Raw genomic sequence first — 26,020 nt, forward strand, 5'->3', positions numbered from 1 at the left:
CATAGCTGGCCAATAATAATGAACACAGAAAACCAGGCTTGGCAACCGCTAATAATCCCCGTACTTCAGTGCCAACTCACTGATTTCGAACTACTAAAAGCTGACACTTCGATCAGCTCTCGCAACGCTGCAACTGCCCTCTTGAAAACTGCTTAGGCCGAACCACGCCCGAATTATTTTCGGCGGGTCTTCCCGGCTCTGCGCATCAATTTCAGTTCGCTTTACCGACGAGGAAAACAACAATGTCTCAAACCACCGACCGTCTCTGGGGTGCCCGCTTCAAAAGCGGCCCATCCGTAGCCCTGGCGGCCCTGTCCCGTTGCCCTGAGCGCTACTTTCGCCTGACCCCGTACGACCTCGCCGGTTCCAAGGCCCATGCCCGTGAACTGCAGCGCGCCGGGCTGTTGAGCGAGCAGGAAACCCACACCATGCTGGGCGCGCTGGAAGGTATCGGCGCTGACTTTAAAGCCGGCAGCATCGCGCCAACGCTGGATGACGAAGACGTCCACACCTTCATCGAACGCCTGCTGACCGAGCGCCTCGGCCCATTGGGCGGCAAGCTGCGCGCCGGCCGTTCGCGCAACGACCAGACCGCCAACGACCTGCGTCTGTTCCTGCGGGACCACGTGCGCACCCTGGCCGTCGAAGTGCTGGCCTTGCAACAAGCGCTGGTCGACCAGGCCGAACAACACATCGAAAGCATCTGCCCCGGTTTCACTCACCTGCAACAGGCGCAACCGATCGTCTTTGCTCACCACTTGCTCGCTCATGCCCAATCGATGCTGCGTGACGTGCAACGGCTGGTGGACTGGGACATCCGCACCTCGCTGTCGCCACTCGGCGCCGCCGCCATGGCCGGTTCCGCCATCGCGCGCCTGCCGCAACAGTCGGCCAAGGAAATGGGTTACAGCGGCGTCTGCGAAAACTCCATCGACGCCGTGGCCAGCCGCGATCACGTCGCCGAGTTCCTGTTTATCGCCAGCATGCTCGGGATCAACATTTCGCGCCTCGCGGAAGAATTCTGCCTATGGTCGTCGCGGCAATTTCGCTGGGTTGCACTGGACGATGCCTACGCCACCGGCAGCTCGATCATGCCGCAGAAAAAAAACCCGGACATTGCCGAGCTGGCCCGGGGCAAGGCGGGTCGCCTGATCGGCAACCTCACCGGCCTGCTCTCCACCCTGAAATCCCTGCCGCTGTCGTATAACCGCGATTTGAGCGAAGACAAGAACGGCGTGCTCGACAGCGTCGACACCTTGTTGCTGGTGCTGCCTGCCATGGCCGGGATGGTCGCGACCATGAAGGTCAACGTTGAAGAGCTGCGCCGTCAGGCACCGCTCGGGTTCACCCTCGCCACCGAAGTGGCCGACTGGCTGGCGGTGCGTGGCGTGCCGTTCAAGGAAGCCCATGAAATCACCGGCGCATTGGTTCAGGCCTGTGAGAAACACGACATCGAGTTGTGGGAAGCCTCGCCGGCACTGTTGGCCGAGATCGACCCGCGCCTGACCCCGGAAGTGCGCGATAGCCTGACGCTGGAAGCCGCAATCGCCGCCCGTAGCGGTTGGGGTGGTACGGCGCCGCAGCAGGTGCGCGAGCAGATCGGCCGGTTGAAGACCACCCTCGCCGCGCAACACGAATGGACCGAGAACTATCAGGGCTTCCGCCTCTGATAGACAACGCAAAACCCTTGTAGGAGCCAGCTTGCTGGCGATGGAGTGTCAGTCGACACCGTTTTAGCTGACACATCATCGCCAGCAAGCCGGCTCCTACAAAGGGAATGTAATACCAGTGTTCGGAGAAACAACATGAGCCAGACTCAGGCAGAACGACTCCAGGCGGAGCGCAAACTGGCGGAAAACCAGTTCGATATCACCCAGTACGATCACGTGCCACGGCGTTACTACGGGCGGATCTTTTTCGCCACGGTCATCGTCATCGCGATCATCGGCCTGGTGCGGGCCTTCGCCGAAGGCAAGATCGAGTGGTCGTACATCGGCCAGTTCCTCACGTCCCAGGCGATCATGTGGGGCTTGCTCAATACCATCGTCATGGCCGTGCTGGCGATGGGGCTAGGCATTGTGTTCGGGGTGATCACGGCGATCATGCGCATGTCGGCCAACCCGATCCTGCGCTACGTGGCAGTGACCTACACCTGGCTGTTCCGCGGCACGCCGCTGATCCTTCAACTGCTGTTGTGGTTCAACCTGGCGCTGATCTTCCCCACCATCGGCATCCCTGGCGTGTTCGAAATGGACACTGTGAGCCTGATGACGCCGTTCGTGGCCGCCCTCCTCGGCTTGAGCATCAACCAGGGCGCCTACACCGCCGAAGTGGTGCGCGCCGGCCTGCTGTCGGTGGACACCGGGCAGTACGAAGCCGCCAAGTCGATCGGCATGCCACGCCTGCAAGCGCTGCGCCGGATCATCCTGCCGCAGGCCATGCGGATCATCATTCCACCAGTCGGCAACGAGTTTATCGGCATGGTGAAAATGACCTCGCTGGCGAGCGTCATCCAGTACTCGGAGCTGCTCTACAACGCCCAGAACATCTACTACGCCAACGCCCGGGTGATGGAGCTGCTGATCGTTGCGGGTATCTGGTACCTGGCCACGGTCACCGTGCTGTCCTTTGGTCAAAGCCGTCTGGAGCGTCGTTTCGCTCGCGGCGCCGGCAAGCGTTCTTGAGGAATCGAACATGAGAAGCATCGTCAAGGCCGTGAGCCTGAACAAGTATTACGACCATTTCCACGCCCTCAAGGACATCAACATCGAAGTCGAGCAAGGCGAAGTGCTGTGCATCATCGGCCCGTCCGGCTCAGGCAAAAGCACCCTGCTGCGTTGCGTCAACCAGCTGGAAAAGATCGACAAGGGTGGCCTGTGGGTCGACGGCGAGCTGGTGGGTTACCGCATCGTCGGCAACAAACTGCACGAGCTCAACGAGTCGCAGATCGCCCGTCAACGCCTGGCCACCGGCATGGTGTTCCAGCGTTTCAACCTGTTTCCGCACATGACTGTGCTGCAAAACATCATCGAAGGGCCGTGCCAGGTGCTCAAGCGTTCGCCCAAGGAGGCGCACGAAGAAGCCTTGGAACTGCTCGCCCGCGTCGGCCTGGCCGACAAGCGCAACAGCTACCCGATCGAGCTTTCGGGTGGTCAGCAACAACGTGTCGCCATTGCTCGCGCATTGGCCATGCGGCCCAAGCTGATGCTGTTCGATGAACCCACTTCGGCACTCGACCCGGAACTGGTCGGTGAGGTGCTGTCGGTGATGCGCGATCTCGCGCAATCCGGCATGACCATGATCGTCGTCACCCATGAACTGGGCTTCGCTCGCGAAGTATCCAACCGCATGGTGTTCATGGACGGCGGGCAGATCGTGGAGGCAGGAAGCCCCGAAGAAATACTAATAAGTCCGCAAAACCCGCGCACCCAAAGCTTCATTTCTGCCGTTCGAACCTAAGCGCCGGCTGGCGTAACAACACACATAAGAGAACGACCATGAAGAACATCGTAATCCCAGCAGTACTCGCAGGCCTGATGGCATCCAGCGTCAGCTTCGCCGCCGAATTGCCGGCCAGCATCAAGGAAAAAGGCGAGATCGTCGTCGCGATCATGCCGAACTACCCGCCGATGGATTTCAAGGACCCGGCCACCAATACCCTCACCGGTGTGGACGTTGATCTGGGCAACGCCCTGGCCGAACGTCTGGGCGTGAAGATCAAATGGCAGGAAACCGGCTTCGAGCAAATGATCAACGCCCTGACCACCGACCGCGTCGACATGGTGCTGTCGGGCATGACCGACACCAAAGAGCGTCAAGCCAGCGTGACCTTCGTCGACTACTTCACCAGCGGTCCGCAGTTCTACACCCTGCAGAAGAACAAGGATTTCAACGAAATCACCGACCTGTGCGGCAAGAAAGTCGGCACCAGCCGCCGGACCACGTTCCCGGCGGAAATCGCTGAATACAGCAAGGCCAACTGCGAAGCCGCCGGCAAACCGGCCATCGTGGTGATCGGCACCGAAGGCTCGGCGGATGCCCGTGCGCAACTGCGTCAGAGCCGTATCGATGCCGCGATGCAAGGCAGCGAGACCTTGTCGTACCTGAAGACTCAGGAAAAGGACATGTACAAAACGGTCGGCCAGCCGATTTCCGTGCAGTTCTCCGGCATGGGCCTGAGCAACAAAAAGCCTGAGCTGAGCGAAGCGGTGAAGGTTGCGTTGCAGAGCATGATCGATGACGGCAGCTATCAGACCATCCTGAAAAAATGGGACCTGGAGCTGGGCGCAATCAAGACGGCAACCATCAACGCCGGCAAGTAATGCTTGCCCTGTAGGAGCCAGCTTGCTGGCGATAGCGGTGGGTCAGGCACCATCAATGCAGATTGATGCGCCGCCATCGCCGGCAAGCCGGCTCCTACAAGGTTGCGTTTCGACAATTGAATACGGAGCATCACGATGTCGTCCTCCCCAACCTGGCCCGATCAGCACAAGGCCTGCCTTGCCCTGGCCTTCGACCTCGACGGCCCCACCGGCGATGCGATGCTCAACGGCTCGATCTGGCACAAGCCCGAGTACTTCGGTTTTGGTGGTTACGGCCCTTACCGGGCGCTGCCACGGATTCTCGACCTGCTCGACGAATTCCGCATCCCGACCACGTTTTTCGTTCCGGCCTGGGTCGTGGAGAACTGGCCGAAACAGTGCCAGGCGATTGTCGAACGCGGGCATGAAGTGGCGTATCACGGCTACAAACACGAATCCTTTTACGCCCTGACGCTGGACCAGCAAAGGGACGTAATGAAGAAATCCCGCGAGGTGTTCTGGAAACACCTGAACATCCGCGCCGAAGGTTTCCGCACGCCGTCCGGCGACTGGCGCGCCGAGACCCCGGCGATGCTGGTGGAAGCCGGCGTGACCTACTCCAGCAGCATGCGCGGCGACGACCGACCGTACCTGGTGAACGTGCCGGGGTTCGACACGCCACTGGTGGAAATCCCCGGTCGCTGGGAAATGGACGACTACGCCTCCCTCGCCTACACCCGCGCGCCGGACTTTCCTTCGGGACTGGACCGCACGGCCAGCTACGAGCTGACTCTGGACAACTGGTGCCGCGAGTACGACGGTGCCATGAATGAGGGGTTGTGCCTGACCACCCTGTTCCACCCCAAGATCACCGGCAAACCGGGACGCATCCTGTTGCTGGAAAAACTGTTCGAACACATGCGTCAGCGCGACGACGTGTGGTTTGCCACTTGCCGCGATGTCGCCCAGTGGTGGCTGAAGGAGCATCACCATGGCTGATTCCATCGTCTGGCCCGACGGCTATCGCTGCGCGGTGGTTCTGACCGTCGATTACAACGACATTCACGGGATTCTCACCCAGGCGCCGGAAGTCGCCGGGCGCGACAAGACACTGTCTGTATGGCGTTACGGGAGCCAGCGCGGCGTCGAGCGTCTGCTGGGTTTGTTCAAGGAACTGGGGGTTCGCAGCAGCTGGTTTGTCCCCGGCATCGTCGCCGAAGAAAACCCCGAACACCTCCAGGCGATTCAGGCCGGTGGGCATGAAATCGCCTGCGCCGGGTATCGCCATCAAAACTACGACACCCTCGATCTGGCGCAGCAGAGCGCCGAAATGGCCGCCGGCTGCGAGGCGCTGCAAGCATTGACCGGCCAGCACCCGACGGGGTTTCGCATCCCCGCCGGCAATGGCGCGCCGGGGTTCATCGAGGTGCTGAGGGATCAAGGCATTCATTGGTCATCCTCGTGGCGCGGCGATGACTTGCCGTTCGCGCATCCCACTGCGCCGCAGGTGATTGAACTGCCCTTGCACTACGAGCTGGAAGACGAACCCTACTTCGCGTTCAACCTGAGCCCGGCGGTGCCGCCGGCGCAATCGCGGATCGCTTCCTACAGCCACACCCTGGGCAACCTGCAAATGGACTTCGCCGGGTTTCACCGCTTCGGGCTGTGTTACGTGCTGCGTTTGCACCCGGAAATCATTGCCACGCCGGGGCGGATCGGCGTGTTGCGCGAATTGCTGCAGGGCATTCAGCAACACAACGATGTGTGGATCGCCACCGGAGCCGAAGTCGCTCAGTGGTGGGCCGATTCCGCGACGCCTGTGACCGAGGATCACCCGGCGTCAGTGTACGAACGGCATTATCGGGACTACCTCCTATGACCGAGCGTTTGCAACGACTGGCGCAGTTTTGCGTCGACACACGATTTGAAGACTTGCCCCCGGCACTGGTTACACAAGCCAAACGGCACATTCTCGACACCTTTGGCGCGACGCTGGCCGGGGCTGATAGCGATGTGGCGAAGCAGGCGCGCCTGGTGTTCGCGGGCGAAACCGGCGGCACGCTGGTCTGGGGCGCGGACCTGCGGGTCGGCGCCGCTCAGGCTGCAATGCTCAACGGCGTCGCCGCACATGCGCTGGAACTGGATGACACCGGTGGCTGTGACCATTCCGGCGCAGTGGTGCTGCCGGCGGTCATGGCCGCTGTTTCGATGTCGACGCGGCCTGTCAGTGGTCGCGAGTTCATCACGGCGGTGGTCATCGGTTACGAAGTCGGCCGCCGCGTGCTCGAAGCCTGTGGTGGTTATTCGGCGCACAACGGCGCCGGCTGGCATTCCACCGCCACCTGCGGCGTGTTTGGCGCGGCGGCGGCAAGTGCACGCATCCTGGGTTTGAACGCCGGACAAATGCTCTCGGCACTGGGCATTGCCGGCAGTTTCAGCGGCGGCTTGTGGGCCTTCATCCACGACGGCTCGCAGAGTAAAAAACTGCACAGCGGGCGCGCCGCCGAAGGTGGATTGCTGGCGGCACGGTTTGCGCAGCAAGGCATCACCGGGCCGTCGAAGCTGTTCGATGATGTCTGGGGCGGTTTCCTGAAAACCCTGGCTGGGGCGTCTTCACAACCTGAAGCACTGGATGCCGACCTGGGCGTCGTGTGGAAACTCGCCCGCTGTTCGATCAAGCCGTACGCCTCGTGCCGTGGCACGCATTCGGCCATCGACGCGTTGGGGTTGTTGCTGGATCGACTGCAGGTGGATGTCGATCAGGTTGAAGACCTTGAGGTTTCATTGTGCGGGTTTCTGCAAGACATGTGCGGCGCTCAGGAAGTGAGCAGCCTCGCGGCGGCGCAGATGAGTTTGCCGTACGCCCTCGCCGCACGCCTGGTGCATGGGCATTGCCGGCTGGAGGCGTATGACGACGAGCAACGGCGTGTTCCGCAGATTGCGCTATGGATGTCGCGCATTCGTCTTGTAGTGGACCCGCAACTGTCAGAGGATGGCGAGCCCGTGGTGAGCGTGCGGACGGTGGACGGTCGGCAGGCGAGCCTGTGCGTCGACCCGCCACTGGGGGCGCCGGGTAATCCGTTGAGCGATGAAGCGTTGGAACAGAAGTTTTTCAGCCTGGCGGTGCGGGTGATGCCGAGGTCGCAGGCAGAGGAACTGATCGGGCAGTTGTGGCGGTTGGAACAGCTGGAATCGGTTGCTGTGCTGGATCGGTGGCTGACTTGAGTAATGCGGTGACTGATCTGACCCAATCGCGAGCAGGCTCGCTCCCACAGGGGAACGCATTCCAAATGTGGGAGCGAGCCTGCTCGCGATTGGGCGCGACACGGTACACCGTCGAACACCCTGAAATCTGAATAAGGACATTTGCCCCACCGTGGCCACTTACTCGCTTGTTATCCGCCGGTTGATGATCGTATCGCTGACCATCGTCGTCAGCCGCGCCATCACCAGCCCGTTGCTCACGTTGTTCCTGAGCAACAAACTGGGCCTCAACCAACAGGACGTTGGCTTGCTGCTGGGCATCGCGGTGTTCATCGCCACCCTGCTCGCGCTCTACGGCGGCTACATCATCGACCGCCTCGAAAAGCGCCGGCTGCTGATCCTCGCCATGCTCTCCAGCGCCATCGGTTTTGTGCTGCTGACCTTCGCCGAAAACCTCTACCTGACCACCCTGACCCTGGTGATCACCGAAACCGCTTCGGCGCTGTTCCTGATCGGCTCGAAGGCGATCCTCAGCGAAAACCTGCCCATGGGCCAGCGCGCCAAGGCCTTCTCCCTGCGCTACACCCTGACCAACATCGGTTACGCCACGGGGCCGATGCTCGGCGTAGTCATCGCCGGTGTATACCCGATTGCGCCGTTCCTGATTGCCGGCGGCATTGCGTTTTTCAGCATCTTTTTGATGAGCGGGATCCCGAAAGATTCGAGCCAGACACCGGCGATCGGTCAGCCGCAAAGCTTTCTGAAAACCCTGATCACCCTGAAAAACGACCGCACACTGATTATGTTCACCTGCGGCTGCCTGCTCAGCACCGTGGTCCATGGGCGCTTCACCCTGTACCTGTCGCAATACCTGCTGGTGACCCAGGATTCCAAACGCGCCCTGGAAACCATGGCCGCCCTGCTCGCCTGCAACGCCATCAGCGTGATCCTGCTGCAATACCAGATCGGCCGTTTCCTCAAGCGTGAACAACTGCGCTACTGGATTGCCGGTGGCACCAGCCTGTTCATCCTCGGCCTGATCGGCTTCAGCCTGGCCGATAGCCTGGTGTCGTGGTGCATCGCGATGTTCATCTTCACCCTCGGCGAAATGATCATTTACCCCGCCGAATTCCTGTTCGTCGACACCCTGGCCCCGGAAGAACTGCGCGGCAGTTACTACGGCGCGCAGAACTTGGCGGCCCTGGGCGGTGCCCTGAGCCCGGTGATTTGCGGTTTCCTGTTGATGCACACCCCGGCGCCGACGATGTTTTATGCCCTGAGCGCGCTGACCGCCATGGGCGGATTCCTGTGTTTCATGAGCGGACGCCGGGTGGCTTTACAGCAAAATTAATGCACTGAAACTGCATTAATATGAATTTGTCTCCATCTGGAATGAGCGGCACACTGTGCCTCGTTCCTCCCCCAATAGTTGGAACGACTTCAAGGGCTTTCTGGGTATCCCAGCTAAGCCTTTTTTTTGCCTCGACTTTTGCAACGGACCGTTCACCTCATGTTTGCTCGCTGGTTCCCCGCCGCCATCAATACCCGACCTTCTGAATGGAGCCGCGCCGCCATCGGCATGGCCCTCGGTACGATGTTCAGCGTCTGGCTGTGCTCACAGGTTTTCGGCATCGAAGTGGCTCAGCACCTGATCGGTCCGCTGGGCGCCTCGGCAGTGCTGTTGTTCGCGGTGTCCTCCGGTGCGTTGGCGCAACCCTGGTCGATTCTCGGCGGTTACTTGAGCGCAGGAGTGGTCGCATTGTTGGTCGCCCACGTGCTCGGGCGAACCCTTGGCAGTGCTTGCCTGGCCGCAGGCATGTCACTGATTCTGATGTGCTGGCTGCGTTGCCTGCATCCGCCGGCCGGTGCCTTGGCGTTGCTGTTGGTATTGGCCGACCCTGCGACCATCGCGCTGGACTGGAAAGCCCTCGGCCCGGTAATGCTCGGCGCCTCGACGATGTTGCTCAGCGCGCTGGCATACAACAACCTGACGCGTATTCGTTACCCAAGACGCGCCAGCGAACCGGTGGCGATGGTGCCAGCCGATCACCCGCCCATCGACAGCCAGGCGATCACTGCCCAGGATCTGAAACGGGCGCTGGCGGACATGGAAGCTTTCTTTGACGTCACGCCGGAAGACCTTGAGCAGTTGATTCAAGCCAGTGAGTTGCATGCCAAACGGCGCAGTATCACTGAAGTCCTTAGCCGCAGAACCTGACACCCTACAGAACCCTTCAGGAGCGAGCAGGCGCGCTCCTGAAGGTTCGAGTCAAGCCGCAGATAATTGCTTGGCCGGTACTGCCAGACTCACCGCCCGCACTGATGCACCGGCACCCAACCCCAGTGTTTTTGCGGTCTGCGCGTCGACAATCAACGTGCCCGCCGCCACCCGCGCCGGTGCTGCGGTAATCCGGCACTCGGCAAACTGGCGGTTGTGAATCAGGTAAGTCGCCGCCTGTTCTCCGGGAGTGCCAATGCTCAGCTGCAGCACCTGACTGTCACGCACCGCGCGGATGTCGGCGGTGGAGCATTCAATCAGCGGCCCGCCATCGAAAATGTCGATGTAGTCGCGGTGTTCGAATCCTTCCGCCTGAAGCATGCCCAGCGCCGGCTCGGTGTTGGGATGGACGCGGCCAATCACCGAGCGCGCTGCTTCCGGCAACAGGCAGGTCGGCAGCGGAAACTTGGGCATCAGTTCCGCGATGAAGGTCTTGTTGCCCAGGCCGGTGAGGTAATCGGCATCGGCAAAGTCCATCTTGAAAAAATGCCGCCCCAGCCCTTCCCAGAACGGTGAAATGCCCGCTTCGTCCGAGTAACCGCGCATCTCGGCAATGACCTTGTCGCCGAAGTGCTGACGGAACTCTGCGAGAAACAGGAACCGCGCCTTCGACAACAAGCGCCCGTTCAGCCCGCTGCGATGATCGGCGTGCAGGAACAGTGAGCACAACTCCGATTGCCCGGTCATGTCGTTACCCAGGAACAGGGTCGGCAGTTGTTGATTGATCCCGAGGTTTTTCGACGCCGCGACAAACAAGCCCATTCGATAGTTGTACCAGGGCTCGCGCAGGCCGACGGCACCGGCCAATGCGCAAATACCGATCGCTTCTTGCTGGTCGTTCTCCAGCACAAACAGGTAGTCGGCATCGGCACGCTCGGCGTCGCCGGCAAAGGTTTTCGCGGCCCATTCCAGACGCTGGCGCAAACGCGGCGCATCGGCAGGCAAGGTAGTCAAACCGGTCCCGGCGCTATGAGCCAGGGCCAGGAGTGCCGGCAGGTCAGCCGGTGTGGCGGGACGGACGATCATCGCACTTGCTCCTTGGCAGTCAGGTGTTTGGGCAGGAATACTTCGGCCAACATGCAGCGGGCGCTGCCGCCGCCAATGCGTTCGATGGTGTCGATGTTCACCGGCAGCGGCGTGGTGCGGGCTTCAATCAACCGACGCTGGCGTGTGTCCAACGCTTGCCAGGCGGTACGTGACATCACCAGCACGGGGTCGCCCGCACTGCTTTGAACTTCCAGCATGTTGCCGGCAAAGGATTCCAACTGGCTCCAGTTCAGCGCGATGACTTGCTTGCCGCTGTCTTCCAGCCGCGAGCGCAGGGCCAGGCGTTCGCTCGGGTTCGTGACCGATGCCAGGCAGGCAATGGCCAGCTGCGTACCGACGCTCATCATCACGTTAGTGTGGTAAATCGCGACGCCCTGACGGTCTTCCGCCGTGAACGCGCACAGCTCGTAACCCAGATGGTTGACCACCTCATCCAGCGCCCGGGCGTGGGTGCGGGTGGAATAGCCGGCGTAGCAAATCCGCTGCTGACGATCCAGCACCATGCTGCCGGTGCCTTCAAGGAAGACTTCTTGCTGTTCGAGGCTGGAAAGGTCCAGCAACTGCTCGACCCGGTATTCATCGCGCAGCCAGTCGAGCACACCTTTATCCCGCTCCAGGCGCCGGTTGTGGCCTTGCATCGGGTACAGCACCAACGTGCCGTCGGGATGGCTGCTCCACCAATTGTTGGGAAAGATCGAGTCTGGCGTGTGCGGGGCTTCAAGGTCGTTGTGCACAAGGACCTCGACGCCTTGCCCGCGCAGTGCGGCAACGTAGCCATCGAATTCTTGCAGGGCCTTGAGCTGAACGTCTTCGGACACGGCTGCCGGGCGCTGAAAACGGTTGTTCGCCGCCGTGTCCTGATTGAAAGAGAAACGTGTCGGGCGAATCATCAAAACGGTATTGGTGGTTTGCATGGGCACAGATTCAATGAGGGTTGAGAGAGTCTCATTGTCTGTTTCGGGAGCGGGAAAACCCGGTTGATAAGGGTTTTGAAGGTGATGGAAACGGCTGTAGTTTTTGTCTTGCCCAGCCGATTCGGCAGACACCAAAAACCAAATGTGGGAGCGGCGGTGCGACGATTCGACTTGCTCGCGAAAGCGGAGTGTCATCCAACATCAATGTCGACCGACACTCCGCTTTCGCGAGCAAGCCCGCTCCCACAAGGGAACTGCGGTGTTTATTACTCCATCGTGGTCTTGACCATCGCCAGTTCCGGGTGGCTGACCAGTTTGTCGATGTGCAGCTCCGGGTCGTCGAACCAGACTTCGGTCAGCACCCGGTAATGTTCCATGTCGCGGCAACGCATGCGCAGGCTGTAGTCGAACGCACCGCTGATCAAGCGACACTCCAGCACCTGCGGGCAAGCACGGACCTTGGCTTCGAAGGCTTTTTGCGCCGCCCGACCGCTCTGGTTCGACAGTGCAACCAACACCAGCAAAGACAGCCCCGGTGTCAGTTTTTTCTCATCGAGGATCGCCCCGTAACCGCGAATGACCCCGAGCTGTTCAAGCTTGCGCACCCGTTCCAGGCACGGCCTGGGGGTCAGGTGCACGCGCTCCGAAAGCTTTTGGTAAGTGATGCGCCCTTCATGGCGCAGTACTTCAATGATTGCCTGATCGATACGATCAAGCACGATCGACAGATCGCGGATATCCGCCATGTACGTCTTGCCTCACTTCAAACGACCCGATAGGAATTGCTGCAAACGTTCACTGTTAGGCTGGTCGAGGATCGTCGCATCACCCTGCTCCTCGACCCGCCCCTGATGCAAGAACAACACCTGGCTCGACACCTGCCGGGCAAAGCCCATTTCGTGGGTCACCATCAACATGGTCCGGCCTTCTTCCGCCAGTGCCTGAATCACCTTGAGCACTTCACCGACCAACTCCGGATCAAGGGCCGAGGTCGGCTCGTCGAACAGCAGAATTTCCGGCTCCACCGCCAGCGCCCGGGCAATCGCCACCCGTTGCTGCTGGCCGCCGGACAGAAATGCCGGGTATTGATCGGCGGCTCGCTGCGGCAAGCCGACTTTGTCCAGATAAGCCCGTGCACTTTCTTCAGCCGCCTTGCGGCTGATGCCCAGCACCCGGCACGGCGCCAGCACGATGTTCTCCAGGACGGTCAGGTGACTCCACAAGTTGAAATGCTGGAACACCATCGCCAGGCGCGTGCGCAAACGCTGCAACTGTGCCGGATGGGCGACGCGCATGCCACCCGCGCCCGGGCGGGTGATGACCCGTTCGCCGTCGAGTTCGATGGCGCCCTCGTCCGCCCGTTCCAGAAAATTGATGCAACGCAGCATGGTGCTTTTGCCTGAACCGCTGGCACCGATCATGCTCACCACGTCCCCTGCCCGCGCATTCAACGAGACGCCCTTGAGCACTTCATTGTCACCAAAACGTTTATACAGATTTTCAACCGTGAGTTTGTACATGCAGACACCCCTGCAGCAGCACCCGATTCGGCGCTGCTCTGGATAAATGGATTAATGAGTCGGCCCGAGAAAGCTCAGCCAGCGCTTTTCCGCGAGACGAAATGCGCCAACCAGGCCAAACGACAACGCGAGGTACAGCAGGCCGGCAATGCCGAACGCCTGAAAGGTCATGAAGGTCGCGGCGTTGGCGTCGCGGGCGACTTTGAGAATGTCCGGAATGGTTGCGGTGAACGCCACCGATGTCGCGTGCAGCATCAGAATCACTTCGTTGCTGTAATACGGCAGCGCACGGCGCAGCGCCGAGGGCAGGATCAGTCGCAGGTACAGGCGCCAGCCGCTCAAGCCATAAGCGTGGGCTGCCTCGATTTCACCGTAGGGAATGCTGCGGATCGCACCGGCAAAAATTTCCACGGTATAGGCGCAAGTGTTGAGGGTGAACGCGAGCAGCGTGCAATTCATCGCGTCGCGAAAGAACGCTTCGAGCAGCGGCTGCGAGCGCACCACCGCGATGCCGTAGATCCCGCTGTAGCAAATCAGCAGCTGGATATACAGCGGCGTACCGCGAAACACGTAGGTAAACAGCTGGACCGGCCAGCGCAGCAAGCCCCAGCGCGAGGTGCGCAGGATCGCCAACGGCAACGACAGGACAAACCCCATCGCGATGCTCGCCACCAGCAACCACAGGGTCATCGCCAGACCAGTGAGGGTCTCGCCGTCGCTGAACAGAAAGGGTTTCCAGTATTCGGCAATCAACTCGATCATCGCGCCATCCCCCGTACGCCCTGGTTGTAACGTCGCTCCAACACACGCAAGGCGTAGTTCGACGCGCTGGTGATCAGCAGATAAAGCGCCCCCGCCATCAGCAGGAAATCGAGCATGTTGAAGGTGCTTTTACCGGCCTCCTGCGCGACCTTGACCAGGTCCGACAGGCCGATGATCGATACCAGCGCCGTGGCCTTGAGCAACACCAGCCAGTTGTTGCCCAGGCTCGGCAAGGCGAAACGCATCATTTGCGGAAACACCACGAAGCGAAACCGCTGCCAGCGGTTCAAACCGAAACACGCCGCGGCTTCCTGCTGTCCACGCGGCACGCTGAGGATCGCCCCGCGAAAGGTCTCGGTGAAATACGCGCCATAGATAAACCCGAGCGTGATAATCCCGGCCACGAACGGGTCGATTTCCATGTACGGCCAGCCCATCGCTTCGGTCAGGCTGCTCAGCCAGCCTTGCAGGCTGTAGAAAATCAGCAGCATCAGCACCAGGTCCGGCACACCGCGAATCAAGGTGGTGTAGAAGGTTGCCGGCAGGTTCAACAGCTTCAGCGGCGACAGCTTTGCCGCCGCGCCGAGCAACCCCAGCGCCATGCTCACCAGCAGCGAGAGCGCCGACAGTTTCAGCGTGACCCAGGTGCCGTGCAGCAACAATGGGCCATAGCCTTGCAGGGCCGAAACATCGAGCCCGATCAGATTCAGGAAGGAATTCACGCCAGTCACCTGTCTTGAGGCGCCCACGATGAAACACTGTGCCGGTTCACGGCACAGTGTCTTGGGGCGCGAGGATCAGTTGTTGTAGAGGTCCAGATCGCCGAAATGCTTCTGCTGGATCTGTGCGTAGATGCCCTTGTCGTGCAGGGCCTTGATGGCGGCATTGAGCATGCCTTTGAGTTCTTCGTTGTCCTTGCGCACGCCGATGGCAATTTCCGACGGCACCAGCGGGTCGCTGATGCCTTCGCTGTTCTGGAAGTCAGCCCCTTGTGGGGATGTGAGGAAGCTCATCTGCGCTTGCAGCTTGTCCTGGATCGACGCATCGAGACGGCCATAAACCAGGTCGGCGTACACCTGATCCTGATTCTGATAAGCCCGCAGCTTCACGCCGCCCGGCCCCAGTTTGGCCTTGGCGTAGGTTTCCTGAATCGTGCCCTGCATGTAACCGATGGTCTTGCCCCGCAGCGACTCGGCGGTGGGCAGCAGCCCGGAGTCCTTGCGGGTGACGATGGCGGTCGGCCCGGCGTACAGACGGTCGGTGAAGTCGATCTGCTTTTTGCGCGGCTCGGTCACGGTCATCGACGATTCGATGGCGTCGAACTTGCCGGCCTTGAGGGCTGGAATCAGCCCGTCGAAATCATTGCTGACCCACACGCAGGTCAGTTTCAGCTCGGCACAGATCGCGTTGCCCAGGTCCACGCCAAAGCCCTGCACGCCGCCATCGGCGGTGGTTGACTCAAAAGGCGGGTAGCTTGGGTTGACGCCGAATCGCAGCTCTTTCCATTCCTTGGCATGGGCGCCGGTGGTGCAGCACAGCAGCGCGAGTGTCGGCAAAGTCAGCCATTTGATATTCATCTTCTTGAGTCCCGATTTGTTTGGAGTTATCGCGGCCTGGCGAACCGGACCGCCTTTTTGGGCAGGAACAGAGAGTCGGTGCGGCGCGAGCCGCAACAGCGTTCTTATTGTTTTGTTCGAGGGGCCGCACGTTGCGGCCTCCAGCCTGAAACCCTCGGCACAGACGGCTTCAAAAGCACGGCCAGAATGCCAACAGATAACCTGTTGCAGGTGTCGTAAGGGCCGCTCCAGACGCCCCGATTGCGCTGATAAGGCTGTTTTCACAGCCGATTCGGTCGTGAGCGCGGCCCGCGGTGGTCTTGAGAGGGAAATCCTTCAGCGCTATTACAAAAATGCACACGAGACCTGCACATATCCGGGTTGTACTAGGCAAATTTGCACTGTTACGATCCAGCATCGCTCGCGCGCGAGCTTCTCTATAAAGAACAATAAAAGCAGGGAGTTAGTGATGACTGCTCAGGTTTCTTCTCCGCGGACTTCGTCCATGGATGCCACGCAAAACGACGTGCTGGCCGAGGTTCGCAACCACATCGGTCACCTGACCCTCAACCGCCCCGCCGGCCTCAACGCCATTACCCTCGACATGGTGCGCAATCTGCAGCGTCAACTCGACGCCTGGGCGCAGGATTCGAACATTCACGCGGTGGTCTTGCGCGGTGCCGGCGAAAAAGCCTTTTGTGCCGGCGGCGACATCCGCTCGCTGTATGACAGCTTCAAAAACGGCGACACCCTGCACGAAGACTTCTTCGTCGAGGAATACGCCCTCGACCTCGCGATTCACCATTACCGCAAACCGGTTCTCGCCCTGATGGACGGCTTCGTCCTGGGTGGCGGCATGGGCCTGGTGCAAGGCGCCGATTTACGTGTGGTCACCGAGAAAAGCCGCCTGGCGATGCCGGAAGTGGCCATCGGTTATTTCCCGGACGTCGGTGGCAGCTACTTCCTGCCGCGCATCCCCGGTGAACTGGGGATCTACCTGGGCGTCAGCGGCGTGCAGATCCGTGCGGCGGATGCGCTCTATTGCGGCCTGGCCGACTGGTATCTGGACAGCAGCAAACTGGCGACGCTGGACGAAAAACTCGATCAGCTGGAATGGCACGACACGCCGCTCAAGGACCTGCAAGGCCTGCTGGCCCGACTCGCCGTGCAGCAACTGCCGGACGCGCCATTGGAAGCGCTGCGCCCGGCTATCGATCACTTCTTCGCCCTGCCCGATGTGCCGGGTATTGTTGAACAACTGCGCGACGTCACGGTTGCCGACAGCCATGAATGGGCGACCACCACCGCCGACCTGCTGCAAAGCCGTTCACCGCTGGCCATGGGCGTGACCCTGGAAATGCTGCGGCGCGGTCGGCACCTGAGTCTGGAAGACTGTTTTGCCCTGGAGCTGCACCTGGACCGTCAGTGGTTCGAGCGCGGCGACCTGATCGAAGGCGTGCGCGCCTTGCTGATCGACAAAGACAAGACCCCGCGCTGGAACCCGCCGACCTTGCAGGCGCTGGACGCCGCACATGTCGCGAGTTTTTTCACAGGGTTTGACCGGAGTGGGAGCTGAGCCATGCACGATATCGAATTGAGCGAAGAGCAAGTCATGATCCGCGACATGGCCCGGGACTTTGCCCGTGGCGAAATCGCGCCCCATGCGCAAGCCTGGGAAAAGGCCGGCTGGATCGATGACGGTCTGGTGGCGAAGATGGGCGAGCTGGGTCTGCTGGGCATGGTGGTGCCCGAGGAATGGGGCGGCACTTATGTCGATTACGTCGCCTACGCCCTGGCGGTGGAAGAGATTTCCGCCGGCGACGGCGCCACGGGCGCACTGATGAGCATCCACAATTCCGTGGGTTGCGGGCCGGTCATGAACTACGGCACCGACGAACAGAAACAGACCTGGTTGCCGGATCTGGCCAGCGGCAAGGCCATCGGCTGCTTCTGCCTGACCGAGCCGCAAGCCGGTTCCGAGGCGCATAACCTGCGCACCCGCGCCGAACTGCGCGACGGTCAGTGGGTGATCAACGGCGCCAAGCAATTCGTCAGCAACGGTAAACGGGCGAAACTGGCGATTGTGTTTGCCGTGACCGATCCGGACCTGGGCAAGCGTGGTATCTCGGCGTTTCTGGTGCCGACCGATACCGCCGGTTTCATCGTTGATCGCACTGAACACAAGATGGGCATTCGCGCGTCCGATACCTGCGCAGTCACCCTGAGCAACTGCACCATCCCCGAAGCCAATCTGTTGGGTGAACGCGGTAAAGGCCTGGCCATCGCCCTCTCCAACCTCGAAGGCGGACGCATCGGCATCGCCGCGCAGGCCTTGGGCATCGCGCGTGCCGCGTTCGAAGCGGCACTGGCCTACTCCCGTGATCGCGTGCAGTTCGCCAAGCCGATCATCGAGCACCAGAGCATCGCCAATATGCTGGCCGACATGCACATGCAACTCAACGCTGCACGGTTGATGATCCTGCATGCCGCGCGGTTGCGCAGCGCGGGCAAGCCGTGTCTGTCGGAGGCTTCGCAGGCCAAGCTGTTTGCCTCGGAAATGGCTGAAAAGGTCTGCTCCTCGGCGATGCAGATCCATGGCGGGTACGGGTATCTGGAGGATTACCCGGTGGAGCGCTACTACCGGGATGCGCGGATCACGCAGATTTATGAAGGATCGAGCGAGATTCAGCGGATGGTGATTGCCCGCGAACTGAAAAACTATTTGGTGTGACACCGTGTAGGAGCAAGCTTGCTCGCGAGGGTCGTCAACGATGACGCGGGGAACCTGAAACACCGCGGTGCTCTCAGGTTTTTCGCGAGCAGGCTCGCTCCTACAGCGAAGGCGTTATTGGTTTAAACCACCGACGTTGTGGCACGTACGGTCTGAATTGCCACGCTCAAATCGGGTTCGCTGGACGGCATTTCCTGCACCGCGAAGAACACCGATGTCGTGCCGTCTTCCTCAATCACAACGGTTCGTCGGGTCACCAACAAGGCTGTGTTGGGGGTTTGCGGCCAATAGACGATGTCGTCTTTCATGGGCTCGTTGGCCAGAACATAACCTTGGGGAACGTGCGATACCGGCGTACCGCACTGGGCGTGCACAAAATGACAAATGCTCATGTAAACCTCGAATAAAGTGATTGAGCCTGAAACGACGGCTTCGTCCTGAAGCCTCGGTTAGCGTCCGGGCAAATTCACCATAGTCGAGGTACATGGGATCGGATACGGGCGGAGTGATGGCCCTGCTTCGCTGAATTCTTTCAATGCATTTCAAGGACGCTGAAAAAGCATCGCGAGCAGGCTCACTCCCACACTTGACCGCATTTCTCCTGAAGAAACCTGGTCGAATGTGGGAGCGAGCCTGCTCGCGATGGCGTCCGTCAGGACACCGCATTACTTACCGACGAAGTCCGCCTCACGCTTGGCAATAAACGCCGCCATCCCTTCCTTCTGATCCTGCGTCGCAAACGCCGCATGGAACACCCGACGCTCAAAGCGCACGCCTTCCGACAGGCTGACTTCGAAGGCGCGGTTGACGCTTTCCTTGACCATCATCGCAATCGGCAACGACTTCTTGGCGATCAGCGCGGCGACTTTCAGCGCTTCTTCCAGCAATTCATCCGCTGGCACGATCCGCGCGACGATCCCGCAACGCTCCGCTTCAACCGCATCGATCAAACGCCCGCTCAGGCACATTTCCATCGCCTTGGCCTTACCGACGGCGCGAGTCAGGCGCTGGGTGCCGCCCATGCCCGGCAGCACGCCGAGGTTGATTTCCGGTTGGCCGAACCGGGCGTTATCGCCGGCCAGGATGAAGTCGCACATCAACGCCAGTTCACAACCACCGCCCAGGGCAAACCCGTTCACAGCAGCGATGATCGGCTTGCGGCGGTTGGCCACGCGGTCGCTGTCGCTGAACAGATCGTCGAGGTAGATCTGCGGGTAGGTCAGCTCGGCCATTTCCTTGATGTCGGCACCGGCGGCGAAGGCTTTTTTCGAGCCGGTCAGCACGATGCAACCGATGTTCGAATCGGCTTCCAGGCCATCGAGGGCGTGGTTCAGTTCGCTGACGATCTGCGCGTTCAACGCGTTCAGCGCCTGCGGACGGTTCAGGGTGATCAGGCCGACACGGCCATGGATTTCCAGCAAAATCGTTTCGTAACTCACAATGGACTCCTTCTTAAAGACTGCGCGAAATGACCATGCGCTGAATATCGCTGGTGCCTTCGTAGATCTGGCATACCCGCACGTCGCGGTAGATCCGCTCCAGCGGGAAGTCGTTCAGGTAACCGTAACCGCCGAGGGTTTGCAATGCAGCAGAGCAGACCTTTTCGGCCATTTCCGAGGCGAACAGTTTGGCCATGGACGCTTCGACCAACGCCGGTTTGCCGCTGTCACGCAGCGCGGCGGCGTAATGCACCATTTGCCGGGCGACGGCGATCTGGGTCGCCATGTCCGCGAGGCGGAACGCGACGGCCTGATGCTCGATGATCGGTTTGCCGAAGCTCTCGCGCTCACGGGCGTAATCCCGCGCCGCTTCAAACGCGGCTCGGGCCATGCCCACCGATTGCGAAGCAATACCGACGCGACCGCCTTCGAGGTTGGCCAGGGCAATTCGATAGCCTTCGCCCTCCTCGCCCAAGCGGTTGGCCACCGGCACTTTGACGTCTTCGAACAGAATCTGGCAGGTGTCGGACGCATGCTGGCCGAGTTTGTCTTCGACGCGGGCGACTTTATAGCCCGGTGAATCGGTCGGCACGATCAGTGCGGTGATCCCGCGTTTGCCGGCGCTCGGGTCCGTCACTGCAAACACGATCACCACGCCGGCGTTCTGCCCGGAGGTGATGAACTGTTTGCATCCGTTCAGGACGTAATGATCGCCTTCCAGGCGCGCACGGGTTTTCAGGCCGCTGGCATCGGAGCCGGCCTGCGGTTCGGTCAGGGCGAAAGCGCCAAGCATTGCACCGCTGGCCAACGGTTTGAGAAAGCGTTCTTTCTGGTCGTCGTTGCCGTAGTTGAGGATCGGCACGCAACCGACCGAGTTGTGCACGCTCATGATGGTCGAGCAGGCGCCGTCGCCGGCGGCGATTTCTTCCAGGGCCATGGCGTAGGCCAGGTAACCGGTGTCGCACCCGCCCCACTGTTCGGGCACCAGCATGCCGAAGAAGCCCAGTTCAGCCATTTCGCCGATGGCTTCCTTGGGGAAACGGTGCTCACGGTCCCATTCGGCGGCGAACGGTTTCAGCCGTTCCTGGGCAAACTGCCGGGCCGCTTCGCTGATCTGCAGTTGTTCGTCATTGGGAATCATGACCAGTCCTTAAAAAAAGAATCGCATTCCCTGTAGGAGCGAGCTTGCTCGCGAAGAACTTCAGGGCACCGCGTTTATCCGGGCAGCCCTCGTCATCGTTAACGTCCATCGCGAGCAGGCTCGCTCCTACAGGGTTTTGCGTTGGTTTCAGTACAGGCATTCCACGGCCATCGCCGTGGCTTCGCCGCCGCCGATGCAGATCGCCGCAACGCCGCGTTTCAGGCCTTTCTGGCGCAGGGCCGAGAGCAGGGTCACGAGGATCCGCGCGCCGGACGCACCGATCGGGTGGCCCAAGGCGCACGCGCCGCCGTGCACGTTGAGTTTCTCGTGAGGGATTTCCAGATGGGTCATCGCTGCCATGCCGACCACGGCGAAGGCTTCGTTGACTTCCACCAGATCCACGTCATTCAACGACCAGCCGGTTTTCTTCATCAGCCGCTTGATCGCGCCGATCGGTGCCACCGGGAACAGGCCCGGCGTGTCGGCGAATGCCGCGTGGCCATGGATCACCGCCAGCGGTTTCAGGCCGCGCTTGTCCGCTTCGGAACGACGCATCAGCACCAGCGCCGCCGCACCGTCAGAAATCGAACTGGAGTTGGCCGCCGTCACCGTGCCGCCTTCGCGGAAGGCTGGTTTCAGCGAGGCAATCTTGTCCAGTTTGGCTTTTGGTGGCTGCTCGTCATTGCTGATGACGACTTGCTCTTTGCCGACGGTCACGGTCACCGGCACGATCTCGTCCTTGAAGCTGCCGTCCTTGATCGCCTGCTGCGCGCGGGTGGTCGAAGCGATGGCAAACGCATCCTGCGCTTCGCGGCTGAAGCCGTTGGTTTCAGCGCAATCTTCGGCGAACGTGCCCATCAGGCGGCCCTTGTCGTAGGCGTCTTCCAGGCCGTCGAGGAACATGGAGTCGAGCACACGGCCATGGCCCATGCGATAACCGCTGCGGGCGCGGTCCAGCAAGTATGGCGCGTTGGACATGCTTTCCATGCCACCCGCCACCACCACATCGGCGCTGCCGGCGAGCAGCATGTCATGAGCCAGGATGGCCGCTTCCATACCGGAACCGCACATCTTGTTCAGCGTGGTGCAGCGGGTCGATTTATCCAGCCCGGCGCCCAGTGCGGCCTGGCGCGCCGGGGCCTGGCCGAGGCCGGCGGGCAGCACGCAGCCAAACAGCACTTCTTCAACCGCGTCCGGCGCAACACCGGCGCGTTCAACGGCGGCGCGAATCGCGGCGGCACCCAATTGCGGTGCAGTCAGGCTTTTCAGTTCGCCCTGGAAACCGCCCATCGGGGTACGGACGGCGCTGACGATAACGATTGGATCGTGGGAAAGGGTCATGACAAATCCTCCTTACTTGGCGGCCATGCGCAAGGCACCGTCAAGACGGATCACCTCGCCATTGAGCATGCTGTTATCAATGATATGCCTGACCAGCTGCGCGTACTCGGCCGGTTTGCCCAAACGTGGTGGAAACGGCACGCCAGCGGCAAGGGAATCGCGGACTTCCGGGGTCATGCCGGCCATCATCGGCGTCTCGAAAATGCCCGGAGCGATGGTCATCACACGGATACCGAAGCGCGCCAGTTCACGAGCCGCCGGCAAGGTCAGGCTGACAATCGCGCCTTTCGATGCCGCATAGGCCGCCTGGCCGATCTGGCCGTCATAGGCTGCGGCGGAAGCCGTGTTGATGATCACACCGCGCTCGCCATCGGCATCCGGTTCGGTTTCGGCGATGGCCGCCGACGCCAGACGCAGCATGTTGAAGCTGCCGATCAGGTTGACGTTGATCACCTGGCTGAAACTGGCCAGAGCATGCGGACCGTTTTTGCCGAGGATCTTCTCGCCACGCACGATGCCGGCGCAGTTGACCAAACCGTTCAGGCCACCGAAGGCCTTGACCGTGGCCTGCACCGCCGCTTCCGCCGCCGCTTCGTTGCTGATGTCCGCGACCACGCTTTGCGCGCCGAGACGTTCAGCCTGGGCCGCGACCGCCTCGGCGTTCATGTCCACCAGCATTACTTTGGCGCCGGCAGCGACCAGCATTTCAGCCGTGGCCGCGCCGAGCCCGGAGGCACCGCCGGTGACGAGAAAAACCTTGTTTTCGATCTGCATCATTGTTTCCTTGGATTCAAGCTGAAACGTTCTTCGCTGCGGCCTCTTGAGCCTTGGCGATTTCCTGGTTGCGCAAGATAAAGCGCTGCAATTTTCCGCTTGGGGTTTTCGGCAACTCGCTGACAAATTCGATTTCACGTGGGTAAGAGTGCGCGGCCAGACGTTTGCGCACATGTTGGCGCAGCTCTTCGGCCAACTCCGGCGCGGCGCGGTATTGCGCGCTGAGCACGACGAAGGCTTTGACCAGTTCGGTGCGCTCCGGATCGGGTTTGCCCACCACCGCGGCTTCGACGACGGCCGGGTGTTCGATCAATGCACTTTCCACGTCGAACGGGCCGACACGGTAGCCGGAGGTGGTGATCACGTCGTCACTGCGGCCGACGAAGCTGATGCTGCCGTCCGGGTTCCACTCGACGGTGTCGCCGCTCAGGTAATAGTTGCCGACGAAGGCTTTGGTCGGTGCGCCTTCGTAGCCGTTGAACCAGCACATTGGCGACTGAGTGCGGTCGATGGCGAGGATGCCGGGTTGGCCGACACCCAGTTCCTTGTACTCCTCGTCCAGCACCACGATGCGGTGGCCCGGCGAAGCAAAACCGGCGGCGCCCATGTGGATCGGATGATCGAGGCCGTGGTGGTTGCACAGGACCATGCCCAATTCGGTCTGGCCGTAATGGTCGTGAATGACCACGCCGAGGTTGTCGGCGAACCAACGGATCACTTCCGGGTTCAACGGCTCGCCGGCGCTGCTGACGATGCGCAGCTTGCCTTTGATCGACTTAGCGAACTCATCGCCACCGGCGATCAACAGACGATAGGCGGTCGGTGAGCCAGTGAGGTTGGTGATGCCGTATTTGTTGATCACCCGGCAGGTGCTTTCGAGGGTGAACGGGCCATCGTAAAAGGTGATCGGATGCCCCATCGCCATCGGCCCGGTGACGCCGAAATAGATGCCGTAGGCCCAACCCGGATCGGCGACGTTCCAGAACGCGTCTTCAGGGCGCAGGTCCACGGCGTCGCGGGTGTAGCTCTCGAACGCGACGATTGCCTTGAGCGGCACCGACAGCGCTTTCGACGGGCCGGTGGTGCCAGAGGTGAACATCAGCAGGAACGGGTCTTCGCCGGTCAGCAGCACCGGTTCGCAGTCAGCGGAATAGTTGGCCAGTTCGGCCCAGAAACTGAAATCGCCACGGACGATGCCCTGGCCTTTTGCACCGCCGACGGTGACGATGGTCGGGCAGTCGGCGACTTCAGCGAGTTTCGAGCGATTGACCGCGTCGGTCACCACCACTTTGGCGCCGGAGCTGCTCAAGCGATGTTCGATGGCCTTGGGGCCGAACGCGGTGAACAGCGGCTGATACACCGCGCCGATGCGCCAGGTGGCGAACACGGTGATCAACAATTCGATATTGCGCGGCAGCAGGCCGGCGACCTTGTCGCCTTTTTTTACGCCCTGCGCCAGCAGGAAATTGGCGAAACGTGCAGCCTTGTCCTGCAAGTCGCTGAAGGTGTACGTAGAGCTGGAACCGTCGCGACCTTCCCAGAACAGCGCGATGCGACCTGGCAACGCATGCCGGTCGCAACACTCGACACAGGCATTGAGGGCCGTCAGGTTACCCGCGAGTGCGGCGTCGACGGTGTGCTGATAATTGAACTGTGACGTGGCAGACAAGTAATCGCGCATTGCCAGAATCCCTCGGTATTTTTATTAGGTTGGGGGAAGCGTAACCAACAGGGAAATACTCGCTCTGCGCGGGGGGTGGGGCAATGGTCAAAGCTATCAAGTTGTCTGACTGGTTTGGCCAAGATCCAGCAGATGTGGCGCCTGGTTTGACGCCTTCGCGGGCAAGCCTCGCTCCTACAGGTTCAGTGTTAATCCTGTAGGAGCGAGGCTTGCCCGCGAAGAGGTCAGCTGCATCAATACAAAATCCGGATCAGTCGGCCTCGGTCAGAATCAAACTCCGATAGTGCCCCGGATTCGACCCCGACCATTTGCGAAACGCCTTGTAGAACGAGCTCGCATCGGCAAACCCCAGCCGCGTGGCGATTTCGGCGAAGCTGATACTCGGCTCCGCCAGCCAGACAATGGCCAGTTCCTTGCGTACGCTGTCCTTGAGGCCTTGATAGGTCTGCCCCTCCTCCGCCAGCCGCCGACGCAAGGTCGAGGCCGACATGCACAGTTGCTGTGCCAGAGGTTCGGTTTCCGGCCACTGCTCGGCGGGCAATTGCCGCAAATCGTGCTTGATCCGACTCGCCAGACTCTCCGGGTCGCGGTACTTGACCAGAATATTGGCCGGCGCATGGGCCAGGAAGCGCTTGAGCTCTTCCGCGCTGCGCTTGATCGGCAGATCCAGGCAATCGGCCGAAAAAATCATTCGGGTGCGTGGCCGGTCGAAACGCAGGTTCTCGGAAAACATCACCTGATAGTCATCACAGAAATCCGGTTCCGGGCAGCGCAACTCGATGGCCAGAATCGGAATCCGCCGCCCGGCCAGCCAACACGCAACGCCGTGAACGATCATCCAGTAGGTGAAATAGGTGAACGCGCGGCGAGGGTCCTGGTCGTCTTCCAGCAAGACGATTTCCGCGAGACTTTGCTGACGAACCAGCTGCGCGGGCAGGTATTCGAGCATCAACGACAGAAACCCCAGCCCCGAAGTCAGGCCGGCGGCCAGGCTCGGCTGGACCATCGAGCAGCGGCACAGGAACTCCAGGCTGCCGGATTTGAGCTTGCGCGGGTCCATGCCAAAAAACTCATCGTCGCCACGTCGGGCCAGCAACCGCCACAAACGCGCATAGGCCGTGGCCGGGACGCGGGCAACGGCGGACTCCAGCAGCGCCGGATCGATACCGACCTTGTTCAACACCTCATCGGTGGCCGCGCCAGGGGCGCAACTTTGCAACAGCGCTTCACGCACCAGTTGAATGGAAATGGTGTCTTTTTCCGACATTGCGCGGGGTGTGCCCTGTTGTTTGAGTGGAGGGCATAGTAGCGCAGCCGTCCGCTTGGCGCAG

General features: G+C 61.0%; 25 protein-coding genes. 11 read left to right on the forward strand and 14 right to left on the reverse strand.

Annotation, left to right across the window (positions count from 1 at the left end; all coding sequences use genetic code 11):
- Window positions 1–242: 242 nt before the first annotated feature.
- From argH to PMI32_RS21905, 9 genes are all read left to right on the forward strand, one after another.
- Window positions 243–1,670 carry an argininosuccinate lyase gene (gene argH, locus PMI32_RS21945; protein ID WP_008026477.1) on the forward strand — a complete coding sequence of 476 codons (1,428 nt, stop codon included), beginning with the start codon at window positions 243–245 and terminating at the stop codon, window positions 1,668–1,670.
- Window positions 1,671–1,805: 135 nt separating this feature from the next.
- Window positions 1,806–2,684 carry an amino acid ABC transporter permease gene (locus tag PMI32_RS21940; RefSeq protein WP_008026479.1) on the forward strand — a complete coding sequence of 293 codons (879 nt, stop codon included), beginning with the start codon at window positions 1,806–1,808 and terminating at the stop codon, window positions 2,682–2,684.
- A gap of 10 nt (window positions 2,685–2,694) precedes the next feature.
- Window positions 2,695–3,459, forward strand: coding sequence for an amino acid ABC transporter ATP-binding protein (locus tag PMI32_RS21935; protein WP_008026481.1), 765 nt, complete (start codon window positions 2,695–2,697; stop codon window positions 3,457–3,459).
- 38 nt (window positions 3,460–3,497) lie between these two features.
- Window positions 3,498–4,322 carry an ABC transporter substrate-binding protein gene (locus tag PMI32_RS21930; protein WP_008026483.1) on the forward strand — a complete coding sequence of 275 codons (825 nt, stop codon included), beginning with the start codon at window positions 3,498–3,500 and terminating at the stop codon, window positions 4,320–4,322.
- A 135-nt stretch (window positions 4,323–4,457) separates the two neighbouring features.
- The gene (locus PMI32_RS21925) at window positions 4,458–5,300 is read left to right on the forward strand and encodes a polysaccharide deacetylase family protein (RefSeq protein ID WP_008026485.1); all 843 of its coding nucleotides are present in this window, start codon (window positions 4,458–4,460) and stop codon (window positions 5,298–5,300) included.
- A complete protein-coding gene (locus PMI32_RS21920; protein ID WP_008026487.1) occupies window positions 5,293–6,180 on the forward strand; it encodes a polysaccharide deacetylase family protein in 888 nt (295 codons plus the stop codon). The genes PMI32_RS21925 and PMI32_RS21920 overlap by 8 nt, the downstream gene beginning before the upstream one ends.
- Window positions 6,177–7,526, forward strand: coding sequence for an MmgE/PrpD family protein (locus PMI32_RS21915; RefSeq protein WP_008026489.1), 1,350 nt, complete (start codon window positions 6,177–6,179; stop codon window positions 7,524–7,526). The genes PMI32_RS21920 and PMI32_RS21915 overlap by 4 nt, the downstream gene beginning before the upstream one ends.
- 151 nt (window positions 7,527–7,677) lie before the next feature.
- The gene (locus PMI32_RS21910; RefSeq protein WP_008026490.1) at window positions 7,678–8,856 is read left to right on the forward strand and encodes an MFS transporter; all 1,179 of its coding nucleotides are present in this window, start codon (window positions 7,678–7,680) and stop codon (window positions 8,854–8,856) included.
- 159 nt (window positions 8,857–9,015) lie between these two features.
- Window positions 9,016–9,723: an HPP family protein gene (locus PMI32_RS21905; protein ID WP_008026493.1), complete on the forward strand. Its 708-nt coding sequence runs from the start codon at window positions 9,016–9,018 to the stop codon at window positions 9,721–9,723.
- A 51-nt stretch (window positions 9,724–9,774) separates the two neighbouring features.
- Here PMI32_RS21905 and aruG read toward each other — a convergent pair whose 3' ends face one another.
- The 7 genes from aruG to PMI32_RS21870 form a co-directional block, all read right to left on the reverse strand.
- Complete coding sequence (gene aruG, locus PMI32_RS21900; protein WP_008026496.1) at window positions 9,775–10,809, reverse strand: arginine N-succinyltransferase; 1,035 nt, start codon at window positions 10,807–10,809, stop codon at window positions 9,775–9,777.
- Entirely contained in the window at window positions 10,806–11,744 is a 939-nt protein-coding gene (ctlX, locus tag PMI32_RS21895) for a citrulline utilization hydrolase CtlX (RefSeq protein ID WP_008026498.1), read from the reverse strand. The genes aruG and ctlX overlap by 4 nt, the downstream gene beginning before the upstream one ends.
- Window positions 11,745–12,010: 266 nt before the next feature.
- Complete coding sequence (locus PMI32_RS21890; protein WP_008026500.1) at window positions 12,011–12,490, reverse strand: Lrp/AsnC family transcriptional regulator; 480 nt, start codon at window positions 12,488–12,490, stop codon at window positions 12,011–12,013.
- 12 nt (window positions 12,491–12,502) lie between these two features.
- Complete coding sequence (locus PMI32_RS21885; protein ID WP_008026502.1) at window positions 12,503–13,264, reverse strand: ABC transporter ATP-binding protein; 762 nt, start codon at window positions 13,262–13,264, stop codon at window positions 12,503–12,505.
- A 51-nt stretch (window positions 13,265–13,315) separates the two neighbouring features.
- Entirely contained in the window at window positions 13,316–14,026 is a 711-nt protein-coding gene (locus PMI32_RS21880) for an ABC transporter permease (RefSeq protein ID WP_008026504.1), read from the reverse strand.
- Complete coding sequence (locus PMI32_RS21875) at window positions 14,023–14,748, reverse strand: ABC transporter permease (protein WP_008026506.1); 726 nt, start codon at window positions 14,746–14,748, stop codon at window positions 14,023–14,025. The genes PMI32_RS21880 and PMI32_RS21875 overlap by 4 nt, the downstream gene beginning before the upstream one ends.
- 75 nt (window positions 14,749–14,823) lie before the next feature.
- Window positions 14,824–15,603: a transporter substrate-binding domain-containing protein gene (locus PMI32_RS21870; protein WP_008026508.1), complete on the reverse strand. Its 780-nt coding sequence runs from the start codon at window positions 15,601–15,603 to the stop codon at window positions 14,824–14,826.
- 448 nt (window positions 15,604–16,051) lie between these two features.
- Here PMI32_RS21870 and PMI32_RS21865 point away from each other — a divergent pair, with 448 nt between their 5' ends.
- On the forward strand, window positions 16,052–17,158 hold the full coding sequence (locus tag PMI32_RS21865; protein WP_008026511.1) for an enoyl-CoA hydratase/isomerase family protein: 1,107 nt from the start codon (window positions 16,052–16,054) through the stop codon (window positions 17,156–17,158).
- Between the two features lie 3 nt (window positions 17,159–17,161).
- Window positions 17,162–18,313, forward strand: coding sequence for an acyl-CoA dehydrogenase family protein (locus PMI32_RS21860; protein WP_008026512.1), 1,152 nt, complete (start codon window positions 17,162–17,164; stop codon window positions 18,311–18,313).
- Between the two features lie 122 nt (window positions 18,314–18,435).
- Here the strand turns inward: PMI32_RS21860 and PMI32_RS21855 are convergent, their stop codons facing one another.
- The 7 genes from PMI32_RS21855 to PMI32_RS21825 all read right to left on the reverse strand — a co-directional run bounded on the left by PMI32_RS21855 (window position 18,436) and on the right by PMI32_RS21825 (window position 25,956).
- On the reverse strand, window positions 18,436–18,705 hold the full coding sequence (locus tag PMI32_RS21855; RefSeq protein WP_008026514.1) for a hypothetical protein: 270 nt from the start codon (window positions 18,703–18,705) through the stop codon (window positions 18,436–18,438).
- A 273-nt stretch (window positions 18,706–18,978) separates the two neighbouring features.
- The gene (locus PMI32_RS21850) at window positions 18,979–19,752 is read right to left on the reverse strand and encodes an enoyl-CoA hydratase (RefSeq protein WP_008026516.1); all 774 of its coding nucleotides are present in this window, start codon (window positions 19,750–19,752) and stop codon (window positions 18,979–18,981) included.
- A gap of 13 nt (window positions 19,753–19,765) precedes the next feature.
- Window positions 19,766–20,893 carry an acyl-CoA dehydrogenase gene (locus PMI32_RS21845; RefSeq protein ID WP_008026517.1) on the reverse strand — a complete coding sequence of 376 codons (1,128 nt, stop codon included), beginning with the start codon at window positions 20,891–20,893 and terminating at the stop codon, window positions 19,766–19,768.
- 147 nt (window positions 20,894–21,040) lie between these two features.
- Window positions 21,041–22,234 (reverse strand): acetyl-CoA C-acyltransferase, encoded by a 1,194-nt coding sequence (locus tag PMI32_RS21840; protein WP_008026520.1) that lies wholly within the window; start codon window positions 22,232–22,234, stop codon window positions 21,041–21,043.
- 12 nt (window positions 22,235–22,246) lie between these two features.
- Window positions 22,247–23,008 carry an SDR family NAD(P)-dependent oxidoreductase gene (locus PMI32_RS21835; RefSeq protein WP_008026522.1) on the reverse strand — a complete coding sequence of 254 codons (762 nt, stop codon included), beginning with the start codon at window positions 23,006–23,008 and terminating at the stop codon, window positions 22,247–22,249.
- Between the two features lie 16 nt (window positions 23,009–23,024).
- Complete coding sequence (locus tag PMI32_RS21830; protein ID WP_008026523.1) at window positions 23,025–24,689, reverse strand: AMP-binding protein; 1,665 nt, start codon at window positions 24,687–24,689, stop codon at window positions 23,025–23,027.
- A 250-nt stretch (window positions 24,690–24,939) separates the two neighbouring features.
- Window positions 24,940–25,956, reverse strand: a complete 1,017-nt coding sequence (locus PMI32_RS21825; RefSeq protein WP_008026525.1) for an AraC family transcriptional regulator — start codon at window positions 25,954–25,956, stop codon at window positions 24,940–24,942.
- Between the last annotated feature and the right edge of the window lie 64 nt (window positions 25,957–26,020).

The organism is Pseudomonas sp. GM60, from assembly GCF_000282415.1.
Lineage (GTDB): Bacteria > Pseudomonadota > Gammaproteobacteria > Pseudomonadales > Pseudomonadaceae > Aquipseudomonas > Aquipseudomonas migulae.